This is a genomic window from Vibrio panuliri (assembly GCF_009938205.1).
GTDB lineage: Bacteria > Pseudomonadota > Gammaproteobacteria > Enterobacterales > Vibrionaceae > Vibrio > Vibrio panuliri.
Genome location: NZ_AP019654.1, coordinates 1,330,799 through 1,345,156, shown reverse-complemented (window position 1 = coordinate 1,345,156; position 14,358 = coordinate 1,330,799). Strand labels below are relative to the sequence as shown.

Annotated in this window: 16 protein-coding genes; 3 read left to right on the top strand and 13 right to left on the bottom strand. The window is 43.4% G+C overall.

Features of this window, described 5'->3' with window-relative positions:
* Positions 1 to 198: 198 nt before the first annotated feature.
* Genes GZK95_RS06125 through GZK95_RS06105 form a run of 5 tightly spaced genes read right to left on the bottom strand, consistent with a single transcriptional unit; the run spans position 199 to position 3,980 of the window.
* Entirely contained in the window at positions 199 to 657 is a 459-nt protein-coding gene (locus GZK95_RS06125; RefSeq protein ID WP_075715347.1) for a PTS sugar transporter subunit IIA, read from the bottom strand.
* Positions 650 to 1,585 carry a transketolase family protein gene (locus GZK95_RS06120; RefSeq protein ID WP_075709380.1) on the bottom strand — a complete coding sequence of 312 codons (936 nt, stop codon included), beginning with the start codon at positions 1,583 to 1,585 and terminating at the stop codon, positions 650 to 652. The genes GZK95_RS06125 and GZK95_RS06120 overlap by 8 nt, the downstream gene beginning before the upstream one ends.
* Positions 1,586 to 1,587: 2 nt before the next feature.
* Positions 1,588 to 2,391: a transketolase gene (locus GZK95_RS06115; protein ID WP_151148859.1), complete on the bottom strand. Its 804-nt coding sequence runs from the start codon at positions 2,389 to 2,391 to the stop codon at positions 1,588 to 1,590.
* Positions 2,392 to 2,438: 47 nt separating this feature from the next.
* Positions 2,439 to 3,704, bottom strand: a complete 1,266-nt coding sequence (locus GZK95_RS06110; RefSeq protein ID WP_075709378.1) for a PTS ascorbate transporter subunit IIC — start codon at positions 3,702 to 3,704, stop codon at positions 2,439 to 2,441.
* Between the two features lie 3 nt (positions 3,705 to 3,707).
* Positions 3,708 to 3,980: a PTS sugar transporter subunit IIB gene (locus GZK95_RS06105; RefSeq protein ID WP_075709377.1), complete on the bottom strand. Its 273-nt coding sequence runs from the start codon at positions 3,978 to 3,980 to the stop codon at positions 3,708 to 3,710.
* 285 nt (positions 3,981 to 4,265) lie between these two features.
* Here GZK95_RS06105 and GZK95_RS06100 point away from each other — a divergent pair, with 285 nt between their 5' ends.
* Both GZK95_RS06100 and GZK95_RS06095 read left to right on the top strand, forming a co-directional pair.
* Positions 4,266 to 5,108 (top strand): MurR/RpiR family transcriptional regulator, encoded by an 843-nt coding sequence (locus GZK95_RS06100; protein ID WP_075709376.1) that lies wholly within the window; start codon positions 4,266 to 4,268, stop codon positions 5,106 to 5,108.
* A gap of 226 nt (positions 5,109 to 5,334) precedes the next feature.
* The gene (locus tag GZK95_RS06095) at positions 5,335 to 5,499 is read left to right on the top strand and encodes a hypothetical protein (RefSeq protein WP_161987198.1); all 165 of its coding nucleotides are present in this window, start codon (positions 5,335 to 5,337) and stop codon (positions 5,497 to 5,499) included.
* A gap of 98 nt (positions 5,500 to 5,597) precedes the next feature.
* Here GZK95_RS06095 and GZK95_RS06090 read toward each other — a convergent pair whose 3' ends face one another.
* The 8 genes from GZK95_RS06090 to GZK95_RS06055 form a co-directional block, all read right to left on the bottom strand.
* Positions 5,598 to 6,110, bottom strand: coding sequence for a YjbQ family protein (locus GZK95_RS06090; protein ID WP_075709375.1), 513 nt, complete (start codon positions 6,108 to 6,110; stop codon positions 5,598 to 5,600).
* 7 nt (positions 6,111 to 6,117) lie between these two features.
* Positions 6,118 to 6,798 (bottom strand): triose-phosphate isomerase, encoded by a 681-nt coding sequence (locus GZK95_RS06085; protein WP_075712835.1) that lies wholly within the window; start codon positions 6,796 to 6,798, stop codon positions 6,118 to 6,120.
* A 3-nt stretch (positions 6,799 to 6,801) separates the two neighbouring features.
* Positions 6,802 to 7,641, bottom strand: coding sequence for a class II fructose-bisphosphate aldolase (locus tag GZK95_RS06080; protein WP_075709373.1), 840 nt, complete (start codon positions 7,639 to 7,641; stop codon positions 6,802 to 6,804).
* Positions 7,642 to 7,649: 8 nt separating this feature from the next.
* The gene (locus GZK95_RS06075) at positions 7,650 to 7,934 is read right to left on the bottom strand and encodes a PTS sugar transporter subunit IIB (RefSeq protein WP_075709372.1); all 285 of its coding nucleotides are present in this window, start codon (positions 7,932 to 7,934) and stop codon (positions 7,650 to 7,652) included.
* A 15-nt stretch (positions 7,935 to 7,949) separates the two neighbouring features.
* Positions 7,950 to 9,314, bottom strand: coding sequence for a PTS galactitol transporter subunit IIC (locus GZK95_RS06070; protein ID WP_216350088.1), 1,365 nt, complete (start codon positions 9,312 to 9,314; stop codon positions 7,950 to 7,952).
* A gap of 188 nt (positions 9,315 to 9,502) precedes the next feature.
* Positions 9,503 to 9,769 (bottom strand): HPr family phosphocarrier protein, encoded by a 267-nt coding sequence (locus tag GZK95_RS06065; protein ID WP_075709370.1) that lies wholly within the window; start codon positions 9,767 to 9,769, stop codon positions 9,503 to 9,505.
* 13 nt (positions 9,770 to 9,782) lie between these two features.
* Positions 9,783 to 12,314: a sigma 54-interacting transcriptional regulator gene (locus GZK95_RS06060; RefSeq protein WP_075712837.1), complete on the bottom strand. Its 2,532-nt coding sequence runs from the start codon at positions 12,312 to 12,314 to the stop codon at positions 9,783 to 9,785.
* 112 nt (positions 12,315 to 12,426) lie between these two features.
* The gene (locus GZK95_RS06055; protein WP_151148860.1) at positions 12,427 to 12,894 is read right to left on the bottom strand and encodes a PTS sugar transporter subunit IIA; all 468 of its coding nucleotides are present in this window, start codon (positions 12,892 to 12,894) and stop codon (positions 12,427 to 12,429) included.
* A gap of 143 nt (positions 12,895 to 13,037) precedes the next feature.
* Between GZK95_RS06055 and GZK95_RS06050 the strand changes: the two genes are divergently transcribed.
* Complete coding sequence (locus tag GZK95_RS06050) at positions 13,038 to 14,249, top strand: hypothetical protein (protein WP_075712841.1); 1,212 nt, start codon at positions 13,038 to 13,040, stop codon at positions 14,247 to 14,249.
* Positions 14,250 to 14,358 lie beyond the last annotated feature (109 nt).

The following is a 14,358-nucleotide window of genomic DNA, read 5'->3' as shown; positions in this document are numbered from 1 at the left end:
AGCAAGAACAAAAAAGAGAACAGCCATACATTGCTGTATAGCTGTTCTCTTTTGTGCACTTTAAACCACAAAGTTTATGGTGTGATAATACGCTGTATCGCAGTGAAAACCTTAATCTAGATTAAATTATCGAGTTATTAATAAAAAAAGCGACATCAAATCCTTTCGATGCCGCTTAGGTGTAGGAGCTTAAGGGGGTTAAGCACTTTCTACTAACCTTTCTAATTCACTTTGATTTTGTACACTCAAGAGCTTTTCCATCGCATCATCGCTATCTAACCAGTTCATCAAGTTCGAAATTGTGAGCACATGCTGTTCACTGTCTCCCGCCGCTAAGCCAATAAATGCTCGCACTGCGGAATGCTCTTGATCAAAACGAACTGGAGAGTGGCAAATCAGCAACGAGAGGCCGCCTTGACCTGCAATCACACCTTCATCTGGCCTTGCATGAGGCATAGCGAGATCATCGGTGAGAATGTAATAAGGGCCAATCTCATCGGTCACGCTGCGAATCGCTTCAATATAGTGCTGGTTGACGATCCCATCGTTTTGCAGCATCGCTATTGATTGCTCAAGCGCATCATCCCACGACAATTTCACATCGCTATACTTGATACGCTTGCCAAATAAGCTGGCAACTTGACTCTCATTATTCATTGAGTGACATCGCCTCTTTCACCGCTTGATAGACATGTTCGCCACTCACGCCGTGATTGGCTTTCACTTCTAAACTTTTGCCCGATTCGGTGAAACGGTCAGGAACACCAGCTCGGATCAACGGCGCGTGACGGGGTAAGCTGGCAATGCATTCTGCTAAACATCCACCTAAACCGCCAAGCACGGTATGGTTTTCAATGCTCGCCATCGCATACACACTCTTCGCTACACTGCGAACAAACTCGCTATTCAGCGGTTTTACTCTCGCAACATGAACCAACTTACCGCGATAACCTTCATCTACGAGTTTCTGATAGCCCTGCAACGCTTGCTCCATAGTCGAACCATCATGGAAGATGCAAAATTCTTCCCCACTGTCTTCGATGATGCCAATGTCCGTCACGATCGGCACTTGTGACTTATCGCGAATCGGGGCTGGCTCACGACCAACGCGAATATAAACCGGCCCATCAATTTTTATCGCAGTTTCTATCGCCGCTTTAATTTCTTCAGCATCTCCGGGAGTTAACACCGTCAGGTTTGGTATTACTCGGGTCAAGGCGATATCTTCGTTTGCATGATGAGAGGCGCCATCAGGACCATCATCCATCCCGATATGAGTACCAATAATCTTGATATTCGCTTTGGCGTAACATGCCATTCGAAGCGGATTCCATGCGATTCCTGTCGCCAAAATAGCAAAGTTAACGTAAAACGGAATAAACCCTTCAGCCGCTAGACCTGTGGTAAAACTCACCCCAGAACACTCAGAAATCCCCATTTCAAAGAAGCGTTCAGGGTAAGCTTTTTGAAACTCAATCGATGTGGTTGACGAGGCAAGATCACTATCTACAACCGCCAGATTATATTTGGCGCCAAGCTCAACAAGCGCCTGACCAATCATCTCTCTTGGTGCTTTACGTTCCATCTTTAACCCTCCAACTCTTTCATCGCAATTTCAAACTGTTCAGCGCTTGGGCACTTAGAGTGCCAGTCTCCATCATTTTCCATATAGCTCACTCCCTTACCTTTGACGGTACGCGCTAAAAGCGCCTTGGGTTTGTCGCTAGGATTGCGCTCAAAATATTCATAGGCTTGGTGAATCTGCGCCATATCGTTGCCGTCTTCCAACTCATAGATATCCCAACCAAAGGCTTTAAAGCGATCGTCAATTGGCTCGATATTGTTAACTGATGCAACGGGGTCGTGAGAGGAGAGCCCATTTAAATCAACCAATGCATAGAGATTTGACGCTTTCATATGACTAGCTTGAGACAGCGCCTCCCAAATTTGCCCTTCATGCAATTCACCATCGCCAATAATCGCAAACACCTTGTCTTCAGAACCTTTCAATCGCTTCGCCATCGCCATACCAAGCGCAATAGATAGACCTTGTCCTAACATACCAGTCGTCGCGTCTACTTCTGGTAAGCACTTGACGCTAGGATGACCTTGCAGACGAGAATCTACATTGCGGAAAGTTTTAAACTCCTCTCGCTCGATAATGCCTTGCTCATAAAGAATCGCGTACAACGCTGGCGTGACATGCCCTTTGCTCAGTACGACTTTAGCTCGCTCAGATTGATTGAAATCGACATAACGAGCGTAGGTATAAGTCATCAAATCAATAATGGATAATGCACCGCCGATATGCCCTGCTCCACCTTCGTAAACCATTTCAATGATCTGGCGGCGGTGTCGTCTAGCTTTTTGTTCTAACTCACTAATATTCATAATAAACTCCGAAACTATCTGTTAAATATTGCTGACTACACCGCGGCTTAAGGAAGCATTTTACCTAGGTAATAAACAATCAAGCCAAGTGCGACAAAGTCGGTTTCTGGGAACGAAGTGCCTGACAAACCAACACTTTCCATGATTGGGTAAATCAAGGCAGGTCCAACACCGATTAAAACCCCCACGACAAAAGAACCCGCAATTGCACCTTTCCAGCCACCCGATGCATTACCAAACACCGCAGCAGTCGCACCAATAAAGAAGTAAGGAATCGCTACTGGAATAATCACGTTACTGCCCATGATCGCCAGAACCCCCATCACAAGAAGTCCGCCAACAAACGCGCTGATAAAACCAATAACCGTTGCCGTTGGTGCGTAGGTGAACACCACTGGGCAATCAAGTGCAGGACGAGAGTTAGGGATCAACTTCTCACTGAAGCCAAGGAAAGCAGGAACGATTTCAGACAACAGCAAACGTACACCCGTAATGATGATGTAAAGAGCAGCGGTAAATGTCAGCGCTTGGAACATTGGGTAGACTAGCCAATGCATGCCACCAGCAATACTTTCAACCGTCTCTTTGCCCGCGGCAAAGGCAGCGATGTAGTAGAAAATACCGATACTGATGCTGACTGACACAATGTAGTCTTTAAAAATATTAAGCCAGCCTGGCAATTGAATGGTCTCAGTCGACTCTTTAGGATCACCAACTTTACTACCAATCCAACCTGAGAGTGCATAGCCAAGCGTGACATAGTGACCCATTGCGATCTCATCGCTTCCGGTAATTTTGCGCATCCATGGCTGACAAATCGCAGGGAAAATACAAGCAGACAGACCTAATAAAATAGAACCGCATACGATGGTGCTTAAATCACTCCAACCTAGCGCTTTGAACACTACGGTCAGTAAAGCGGCTAGATAGAGGTTGTGTTGCCCGGTCAAAAAGATGTTTTTGAATGGTGTAAACTTGGCAAACAACAGGTTAGCAGCAAAACCACATACCATGATAAGTGATACACACAGGGCGAACTTAGTTTGAGCAAGTGCGGTCAGCGCTTCAGCCAACGGCAATACGCCTTGGAGCCCAAATCCCTCACTGAATAGTTGTTGGAAGCTATCCAGTGATGCCACTGCCATGGCTGCACCACCGCCAAACACCAAAAAGCCAACGATGGTTTTAATTGTACCGGTCAAAACAACATCAAAAGACTTCTTCTGCATTACCAAGCCAAAGAACGCAATTGAACCGACTAAGAAAGGGGTGACGCCCAGTATTTCAAATACAATAAACTTCAAAATATCCATCGCTTAGCCCTCGAAGATCGGTAAGAGTTTTTCTCTGATTTCATTCTTGTCCATCAGATTTTGAATACCGACAGCGCGATAGCCCGCTTTCTCTACATCCGTCATTAAGTCCGACATTGTGACAACAAAATCAACATCACGATGCGAATCCAAACCGGAATAAACATCGTGTTTTACTTCAGCATTCCATGAGTTTTCGTTAATAACTTGCTCAACTTTGATCTTCAGCATCATCGATGAACCCATACCTGTGCGACATACAACTAGACCTTTCATTTCACTGTTCCTTTTTTTGGTTTTATTAAAATCATTTTCAAAATACACTTCATATTGAAATGATTTCTGTGATCAGACTATAATTTAATCAATTTCAATTTCTCGGATTAAATGAAATAATTTCAATGTTTGACACAGATCGATTTATCGATAGAGATCATGTCTTTGGCTCGTTTCAAGCTACTATGCATATAATTTCCACTTGTTTTCTCTGCAATGAGGAACGATGATGTAGCGGCGAAATTGAAATTTTTTCAATTAACCAGTAAGTAAGATGAGGGTTTTGTGGGGAACATTCTTAAAACGCTTGCAGATAAGAAACGAGAGCTCTCACCAATGTTCGTGAGAATCGTTGATTATGTCATTCAGTACCCTGAAGAAGTGATGTCTGAAACCATTACCAACACCGCCGAAAAAGCAGGGGTCAGCGTCGGGACAATTTCCCGTTTTTGTAAAGAAATAGGGTTTGGTAGCTTCACTGATTTTAAGGTAGCGATCGCGCGCTCATATCATCATCCTGCGCCCAGTGATAGCGAAACACAAGGCAGCTACGCTGGTCTCAAGGAGTTGATGTCGATTATTGATGCGAACTTATCGGTCGCCGATCAAGACCAAATAAAGGATGCAGCTCGTTTGATCCACGACAGTAACCATGTGTTGTTACTAGGCGCGCAAACCTCATCTTGTGCGTTGGAATTTGTTCGCGATAACCTCATTCGTTTAGGCATATTGGCGATACGGATTAATGACGTCCATGATGTGCTAAGTTGCTCACTAGAGGGTAAGCAAAGTACCGCGATTGTATTTTCAGATGAACTAGTATCTGAAACAACAATTGGCTTATTAGCTGAACTTAGAGAATCAAAAGTTCATATTATTAGTCTGGGCAAAAATTCAATGTCGCCCGTTATGGCCATCTCTGATATTACGCTTGTGCCGATCAGCAATGACCACGCTAAACCCGGTTTTGGTTTGCCAAAAGTCATCGGCGAATTACTACTTAGCGACATGCTCTTGAGACATCTTATTGAATTAGATGAAAAATACCCAGAGTCTCTCAACAAAAATGCCCAACGAAGTTTCTCTATTCAAGCCGTTATCCATGGCTTATCGAAAAAATTCATGTAACTTGTCGGCAATTCTAAACCGCGCAGATTAAATATTAATTTTCGACATTGGCGTTTATTTTATAAAATAAACGCCAATTTTGTTTCGCCTCTACCATTAATTAGAAATTCTAATCATGCCTTATGAAAAAATATTGTAATTAAATTGCAATTTTAATTTGACGAAGCTCACATTTTGAGTAATATTTACCCTGTCTTTTGAAACTTGATTACATAAGGTGGAGACTATGAACTCAGCACTACTATCAATGTTGGACACTGAAGAAACTACAAAAGTAGAAAACAATGCTCAGCAAAAAACTTCTACTCTTGCTGAAATCGCAACGCTTGCGGTGATGTTTGTATCTACATCAGCAGTAGTTTTGTTACTCAGCCTAACTTGGGTTTTGTAACCAGCCTTTCACGGAATTGAAAAAGCGATACTCCAGTGCAATTGCATGGAGTATCGTCTCAACTCATTAGTTTTTCTAAAACAAATCCACTTCCAACGCTACTCCCCTGCTACCATTACGGCGCACTTGCGGTTACGCGGCCGATTTTGATCAAAATCGATAAAGTAAATATAGCCCACACTGCCAATATTGATCTTGCCATCTTTGATGATGAACTGCTGACTTGGTCCAAATAGAGAAGCACGAATGTGTGCATCACCATTTAAAATTGTTCCCGGATCACATGGATAGTTAGGGTCATCCAAACTCATCAAGAACTCAAGATGCTTTGGACCTGGATATCGATAATCTGTGTTTTCCGTGAGTTCGCGAGGAACAATGCGATCCAGCATTCGATTCATATCAACTTGCAGAAACTCATCGCCATTAAAATCGAGATCATGAACAAACTCCTCGAAAATCACTGAACAAGTGGTGTGAGCCGTTTGTATCAGTACAGAGCCGTTCGCGACGCCACTTAGCTCGACAATCTTTTTCACTTCATCGGTAATGTTGTGATAAGAGACGCGTCCAGCGCATGACTCAACTGTAATCGTATCGTGATATATCATAATTTACCTACTGTACTAGCGCTTTAATCATAGAGTGTAAGGTCGCTTTAGGATCCTCGGCACAGACAATGCCACTTGTGCCACCCGTGCCTCCAGCCCCCGAACGAATTGCTTTGCGAATATCATCCTCCGTGCTAATGCCTGCCGCTTGTAACACTTGTGTCGTCGGCGAAATTCGGTGAATGATTTGGTTCGACTGTCTCATATACTCTTCATCAGCGGTCATTCCGGTGCCGATAAGCTCGGTCTGTTCGGCGACAATAATATCGGGTTTAAGATGTGCGATGAGTTCTGCATCGTGAATACTATCTGCACACACGATGGTGATCAGCCCTACTTCATTCGCACGTTCAATGGCTTTGGTTAAATCTGCTTGGGTGAGTGGGTTTTCCGCATGATTAAGAAACGTCGCTTCTGCACCTGCGGATTTAACGCTCTCAGGCAAAATTTTCCCCATCCCTCGCCCCGGCTTTATCGCATCAATATGTTGTGCCGTCACGATAAGGCGTTTGGTCGCTTGCTTAATTCTCGCAATATCTGCGTGCTGCGCGGTAAAGAACAAATCGATGTCAAACTCGATGGCAAGCTCATCTGCGTATAATGCCAACGCCAATGCTTCGTCACCATAGAGGTATGACTTAGGGTTAAGCGTGAAAAATGGCGCTGTAAACTCTCTTTTATTACTCATCGGCTACGCCCTCCATGCTTGTGTGGCGAACACTCGGTAATAGTGAGCCAATGTTTCTGCATAAGCTGCTGAAACCAAACGATTTAGAGTCAGCATATTGTCATGTTTTTCGGCATAAATTGCGCTATGAGCTGCGGTAATAAAGTCGGTAAAGATATTGATTTTACGAATCCCACTAACGGCACATTTATGTAGGTTGTCATCACCAGAACCTGAGCCCCCATGTAAAACCAACGGAATCTCAACTTGATCACGAATTTGAGCCAAAGCCTCGAAATTAATTTTGGGTACGCCTTTATAGTGACCATGCGCAGTACCAATGGATACCGCTAAAGAGTCGACTCCTGTCTTATCGCAAAACTCACGGGCTTGAGCAGGTTCGGTATATATCGAATCACTCAGTGTTGCCGACTCTAGCGTATCACCAGAGCCTACATGCCCAAGTTCTGCTTCTACCACGACACCGTTGTGATGAGCGATATCAACGATTTCTTTAGTGATGGCGATATTTTCGGCAAAAGGTTGCTTGGAGGCATCAATCATCACTGAGGTGAACCCCAATGAAATCGCTCTTTCAATTGTCTGTTTATCTTCACCATGATCAAGATGCAGAGCAATCGGTACTCGGGAATTTTGCGCTAAATGAATGCCAATAGATGCCGCGTCTATTATGTCTAGCTCTTTCATATGAGATTGAGCAAATGACAAGATAAGTGGCATTCCGTGCGCTTCTGCCACTTGTACAAAAGCTTTCGCCATCCGATAGTCCAAGAAATTCGCAGAAGGGATGGCAAAGCCACCCTCTTCAGCTTGCTTGAACATCTCTTGAGTTGTTACAAGCATAATCCACCTCAAGCCGTAATTTGTTGTTTGACAGTGTTAAACATTTCATCAACACCCATTCCGGTCAGTAGAGGCAAGCCCATAATGACTTTCTCTTTAATTTCAGGCGGTACGATAGTGGTGCTTATCACGATGTCATATTCATCGATACGCCCCATTTCATCAGCGATTTTTCCTTGGTAAAGGCGAACCTCAGAAGCTAGACCTTGCGTGTCTAACCAATCACGAACCTTATTTGTCACAACAGTAGAAGTCGCAACGCCAGTACCACACATGATTAGAAGCTTTTTCATAATAGTCACCTTTGATTATTTCACTGCAGCCGTATCTTGGCCGTGTTGCTGTTTATTTTTGCGTCCTGGAAGAATCTTATTGACGTAAACCAAGCCAGCGAGCACCACAACACCAATACTAAGGATGCCTGTCATACTAAATAGTTCTGCCAAACCGACGTACATCCATGTTGTCCACAATCCACCTTCTGCCATTGCTGTGATTGTGGTATTGCCTTGCAAGTCGAAGTTCGATGCGATAGCGGCCTGAGTCACTAATGGCGCAACCCATGAGGTGATGTATAGAATCGTCACCATGTAGAACGTACCCGCGATCACTGTTCGAATGATATTGCCGTTAAATACCGCGGCCATTAGACACACTAAGAAAGGAATTGTCGCCAAGTCACCAAAAGGTAGCGTGGTGTTTCCTGGTAGAACCACGGCAAGTAGAATAGTAATCGGCACAAGTAGTAGTGATGACGATAGTACAGCTGGGTGACCAACCGATAGCGCCGCATCCATACCGATATAGAGTTCACGATCAGGGAAGCGTTTTTGCACGAACGCGTTGGCAGCTTCAGAAATCGGTGTCAAACCTTCCATAAGCAGTGCGACCATGCGAGGCATAAGCATCATAACGGCAGCCATTTTTACTGCAAGTTGACCAAGACCCGCCGCATCGTAGCCCGCAGCCAAACCGATACCCAAACCGATAATGGCACCAATTACCGTCGATTGACCGAAAATACCAAATTTGTTTTGAATCGTTTCAGGGTCAGCTTTCCAGTTTTTAACCACTGGGATTCGGTCAAACAACCAGTTAAATGGTAATGCGAAGATAAAGCCCGGAATCGCTGTACCATGAGGGAACGTAATGTTTGGGAATCCATAGAAACGATTGATCACGCCACCAAGAATATCGCCGAACAGCAAAATCATCATAATATAGACACACGTTGCTGCGATACTGAGTGTCATATCGCCAGTTAGTGCATAAATAAGTGATGAGATAAACGCTGCGTGCCAAATGTTCCATAAGTCAACGTTAAGCGTTTTAGTAAGACCAAATAAAATCAAGACAAAGTTAAGTCCTAGACCAATCGGAATCGCCAATCCACCCAGCGCAGTACCATAGCTGATTGCCGCAGCTGCAGGCCAACCAACGTCGATCGTCGTTAACTCTAAACCAAGATTTTCAACCATTTGTTGAGCAGCAGGACCTAAGCTTTCTCCCAATAGAGAGATAACCAAGTTCAAACCAACAAAACCTATACCAACCGTCAGAGCCGACATTAATGCCTTACTCGGCTTTGTACCTAATACCATTCCAAAAACGAATACTAACGCTGGTAACACGACTATGGATCCAAGACCCATAAACCAATTAAGAAGTTCCATAACGTCCATTCCTCGAGTTTAACAATAGAAATACACCCATACTATTAATAGCAATTTACAAGCCAACTTTTAATCATTAAATATCAACAACTTACAGCTACACATTGAAAATAAATTAAGTGTGTAACTGTGTATAAAACGAAAAAAACCAGCTTATTAAAAGCTGGTTTTTTATTTCACCGAATTGGTTATAAAGCGTTAACCAATGAATCAAATTTACTAGTAAGCTCGGTGAAATTAATATCCTCGTCTCCACCATCAACCGTGAGTCTAATGACTGTCCCCTTTTTTACTCCCAGTTTCAGCACGCCCATCATCGATTTAGCATTGCAACTTTTTTCACCATTCTCTATACGAATATCGGAATTCATCTTACTGCAAATTTTAACCAAAGCAGCCGCAGGTCTGGCATGAAGTCCATCCTCAGCTCTAACCGTGATATCGATCGTTTTCATTGCATTTTCCTTATTAATCACTTTGAGATATTTGAGAAATATAAGACAGTTCTTGAGGCGATACGTCTATTCCATAAGCCTCTTCTATAATCGCGATTCCATCAGAGACAACGCTAAGATCATAATCGCCCGCATCAACAACGATGGCAGAGCCCTGCCCTTGATGACTGAGTCTTTCAATCATTCCCGCGATGTGTAAAACAAGTTTTAGCTTTATGTCATCATGTAACCGACTGAGATGTGCATTACTCTCTATATACGCTTGAATGTATTTGACGACGTACTTAGGGTTAAGGTACATAATATAGTCAGACAAGATATGTAAGCATTCATCGTAAATATTGGTTTCTTTATCTTTTGCTCCAATAATAGTAATAAATCGTGCATCACCATCCGATGAAAATAACTTCGATATGGAATAAAACGGCACATCAATACCTGGCCTAATGGTTCCAACCGCAAAAAGAATATTATTATTTTCTTGCAATGCATCTAGCTTTTTACTGCCGTGACGAATATCACTTAAGCTGAGAGTGATGATCTTAATATCGTTTCTATTGGCAGACACTGCTAACTCTTTAAGTTTTTGCGCAATAAAATCGCTTGACCCTTGACCGGTGGTACAAATAGACAGAATTGCATCACATTTTACTTTTTCTCGTGCATCTATCTGCTTGTCAAAATAACTGCGTATTTCATGAAGCGTTTTACCTTCTAGGTAGCTTTGCCTTAATACTTCTAACGCCACAGGGGTAGAGATGCTACTCAACGTAAATGTATCAATGCCCGTTGAACGTTGTATCGTCTCAGCAATAACGTCGGTTGTTCCCATATCGGTAAGGATCACAACGCCAGCGCCACGATCGATTGCCAACACTTGCTTTTCAATCTCATCCAGATGGTCTCTAAAACTGGAATCTAATGGGATATCAAACCAGCGCATATCACTGGTTTCAAACAACGTATTGCAGACATGTGCAATGTTCTGCGCAACACCATCACCATGGCAAATGACCATCACACCGACCGCACCTTTTTCCTCATTCAACTTAGCATTAAACAGCGCATCTAGACTGCTACGTAAAGCTTGAGGTAGTTGCTCATTGTCTTTAATGCTGTGGCAACTAAACGTCTCAACTTGGTTATAAATATGAAGATGTAATGCGACAAGATTACGCTCAGTAATCCCCACGACCTGACGATTGAAGTAGTGTTCCAGTAGCCAGTCAGTCAACGCCCATGTGGCACTTGGGATCAGTTTCGACAGAATGTTTTGATTATAGAAACAGGCGCTCAACTTATTCTTAATGTACGAGTAATAGTGAGAGAACAGCACCGCATCAGTTCGATCGTGTGATTGGATGTACTGAGTCAACAGATATTCGGCTTTACTGTCTTTAAGATAAACTTGCCCACATTCACTCAAAATTGCCACATCAAACAATTCAGGTTTAGACGAAGAAACCGCCCGGAGGTGAGTCGGCAAAAACTTATCATTGATGACCAGCTGTTTTTCGTTCTCAGGCGATGCCAGTAATGACGATGCTAAAATTTGCTTGATATCTGAGGTTAGCCGTCCCACAGCACCATCAGGGCGATACTTGACTAACTTAGTGATTACGCGCCCGGAAATAAGCAGATCTTTGCGAATACTTTCGTGAATCTGCTGCTCAAAAAGATTCAGGATCAATTCAAACAATTCGGTGTCCGCTTTGTCTCTCAAACTCGGCAACGTCAGAGTGATTGGGATACGGCGCATAAATGTTTTGAGTAAACTTTTCTCTGGTGACTCGGTGGTCGCCGCAACCAGCAACACCTTACAAGCAATGGGTATATCTGAGCCCAACTTACAGTAGTTATGTTTATCAATCAGCGAGAACAACATCTCTTGACCATCCGGTGGCAAGCGATGGATTTCATCAAGAAATAACACACCACCATTGGCCTTGTGCACCAAGCCTTCTCGGTCACTATTTGCGCCACTATACGCGCCCTTTGTGTGCCCAAATAGGTGGGACAATAGCAGTTGTGGGTTTTGATGGAAGTCAGCACAGTTGAAGTGGACAAATGGGACGGACTTACGAAAATGGCGCTGATAGTAGTCATGCATACAGTGCGCAAACAAGGTTTTACCAACGCCACTTTCACCAAAAATCATGGTGTGTAATCCATTGGGGGGATACGCAACTGCCGCTTTCGCGGTGTCGATGCACCCTCTCAGAGAATCACCACTACCAATCAATTTATCAAACGCACTTTGCGACTTACCGACCAATATCGCCGCATCAATAAAGCTGCCATCAACACGGTTTTCTAATCCTAAGTTGGCCACCAAACTATGAGTAACATAACCGACAGGACGTCCTTTTGTTTTGAGCAGTGTCCCTTCATGAACGAGATCATTCAGTAGTCGACTAACATTGGTACGACACAAACCGACAGCGTCTGCGATTTCGATAGTCGACAAGCCTAGTGTTCCATGTTCAGCATGGGTTGCTGCCTCTAGCTCAAGGATTTTTTCATAGACTTCAGTTACTCGTTTCATAAATTGATACCAAACTCAGTAAGAAAGTGCATACAACGATATACTCCAAAACCAATCAATACAGAGACAGGGGTCAAACACCCGAATGGGCAACGATTTCCTTATCTAGGTTTTAGTCAATAACTTCAATGGCGTTCAAATAATCGACAAATTCTTGATAGTCAGAAGCACACAAAAGCTTGCTCAACAACTCTTGATCCTGTACGACGTCAATCACTTCTTGCAGCGTATCTATTTGTTTGTCATTGGAGGAAATAGCTAGCATAAACACGATTCTGACGGAGACAGGCACATCATCAGTGCCCATGGCATTGAAACCGACAGGAGAGTTAAGCGTCATAACAGCAATAGAATCAGAAATTACATGTTCTCGGTCTGTATGAGGAATCGCGACACATATTTCTCCTGCTTCTAACCCTGTAGCGAAGCTCTCCTCTCTTTCCAACACCGCTTGTTTAAAGGAAGCTTTTACCTTACCGCTGGCAAATAACGAATCCGCCAACAAAGCGATAACTTCTGCGCGGGTGTCACAATTGTGCTTTAACAAAACATTGGATTTGCTAATATTTGATGTAAGCATATTGTTCTCATTTAACCTCTAAACTACTATAACTAGTATTCACTACAGCAATGCTCGTGCCAAAAAATTTCTTTTATTTTCAATTAGATAAAAAGCACACTAAACAATACGCTTGTGTGACAGTGTGATAAACCGGAGGGGATATGCATTTACTATCAGCTATAGGCTCTTTTATTAAGCCCCTATCTTTGAAGTTTTCAGAAGGCAAGTTTCATCTTTTTTATTTGTTCACGCTCACCAACCGTGAGGAAGAAAAATCGGTCGGTCATGCCACATCAACAAATCTCGTCAATTGGGAGCATCAGTCTGTTGTAGTGCTCGACGCAAACGGCTATGAGCCGATTGGAATTCACATCGACCACTTATCGGAATCGCAACAGTTTCCTCAGCTTTCCAGCAATAACTTTGTCATATTTTATCGCGATCTCAATGGAGGACTTCATTGCCGATACTGGGACAAATATAAAGACATTTGGCATCAAGCATCGCCAGAGATGTTTGCTTCTCAAACCAATGTGGATACATCGACCATCTCTATCGCCAATGATCCCGATAGTGGGTTTATCGCGCGACTGAACAAAGATAATGGACTCAATCTATCGATCTTCCACCAAAACAGCAGCGACGCCTACCAAACAAAAATAGATGACATTAACGCTGAAGAGGTGCGTTCTGCACGTTTAGATATTGGCTTATCGCTAATCGACAACCAGAAACTCGTTATCCTCATCACGCTGTACATCAAAGACAGCAATGAGAAGAAATACCTCAAATACGAAGTAGAGAACGGCAGCCTAATTGAGATTTCCCGAGCCGAAGAGACTGGCACTAAAAATCGAATGTTAAGCCTCACCAGTGGCCGAGTGTTGGAGTTTTCTATCACTGAAAACGCAAAAGGCATTATGGTGCTGCCAACCACGGTATCCTTTATGCAAAATAAGATCAGCCGTGGTAATCCGATTGAGATTCTGAATGAGTTTAATACCTTTAGAAAAATATCACCGGGCCCATTTTGCCCAATCGCAGCGACTTACAACATCCTAATTAACGCGACGCAGCTACAACTGGGCGAATCTTTAATGCTGGCACTCTATTCCAATGAGGCACCGCTATTGAGAGTGCTTAAACGGCAAGATGAGCAGTTGGACGTCACCTTTGGCTACAAAGAAACCCAACATCATCAGGTTATTGCCAGTCAAAATATCGATATTATCGTTGACCACAATATCGTCGAACTAAGAAGTGAGGATGCCCCACCCCTGCTGATTGAACTGCCTGATCAAAATAGTCGTACCGCTGGTATCTTAATTTGTCCGAGTCACGTCGAGGTCAATTTGGTGCTTGCCAATAGCTAACTTGCGATACCCAAGGTGTACCCCTGTCGCCTGAAAGTGTCCGTTTTACTCAGATATCACTGATTTGTGGCGATGATAAACAGCGCTCTAAGTTAATCATCGCCAACAT

Excerpts from the sequence above, each read along its gene's own strand:
- GZK95_RS06070 (WP_216350088.1), bottom strand. The coding sequence starts at position 9,314 with ATGGAACTTCTTAATTGGTTTATGGGTCTTGGATCCATAGTCGTGTTA.
- GZK95_RS06090 (WP_075709375.1), bottom strand. The coding sequence starts at position 6,110 with ATGATATATCACGATACGATTACAGTTGAGTCATGCGCTGGACGCGTC.
- GZK95_RS06055 (WP_151148860.1), bottom strand. The coding sequence starts at position 12,894 with ATGCTTACATCAAATATTAGCAAATCCAATGTTTTGTTAAAGCACAAT.
- GZK95_RS06080 (WP_075709373.1), bottom strand. The coding sequence starts at position 7,641 with ATGCTTGTAACAACTCAAGAGATGTTCAAGCAAGCTGAAGAGGGTGGC.
- GZK95_RS06050 (WP_075712841.1), top strand. The coding sequence starts at position 13,038 with ATGCATTTACTATCAGCTATAGGCTCTTTTATTAAGCCCCTATCTTTG.
- GZK95_RS06075 (WP_075709372.1), bottom strand. The coding sequence starts at position 7,934 with ATGAAAAAGCTTCTAATCATGTGTGGTACTGGCGTTGCGACTTCTACT.
- GZK95_RS06120 (WP_075709380.1), bottom strand. The coding sequence starts at position 1,585 with ATGGAACGTAAAGCACCAAGAGAGATGATTGGTCAGGCGCTTGTTGAG.
- GZK95_RS06065 (WP_075709370.1), bottom strand. The coding sequence starts at position 9,769 with ATGAAAACGATCGATATCACGGTTAGAGCTGAGGATGGACTTCATGCC.
- GZK95_RS06085 (WP_075712835.1), bottom strand. The coding sequence starts at position 6,798 with ATGAGTAATAAAAGAGAGTTTACAGCGCCATTTTTCACGCTTAACCCT.
- GZK95_RS06105 (WP_075709377.1), bottom strand. The coding sequence starts at position 3,980 with ATGAAAGGTCTAGTTGTATGTCGCACAGGTATGGGTTCATCGATGATG.
- GZK95_RS06060 (WP_075712837.1), bottom strand. The coding sequence starts at position 12,314 with ATGAAACGAGTAACTGAAGTCTATGAAAAAATCCTTGAGCTAGAGGCA.
- GZK95_RS06110 (WP_075709378.1), bottom strand. The coding sequence starts at position 3,704 with ATGGATATTTTGAAGTTTATTGTATTTGAAATACTGGGCGTCACCCCT.
- GZK95_RS06125 (WP_075715347.1), bottom strand. The coding sequence starts at position 657 with ATGAATAATGAGAGTCAAGTTGCCAGCTTATTTGGCAAGCGTATCAAG.
- GZK95_RS06115 (WP_151148859.1), bottom strand. The coding sequence starts at position 2,391 with ATGAATATTAGTGAGTTAGAACAAAAAGCTAGACGACACCGCCGCCAG.
- GZK95_RS06095 (WP_161987198.1), top strand. The coding sequence starts at position 5,335 with ATGAACTCAGCACTACTATCAATGTTGGACACTGAAGAAACTACAAAA.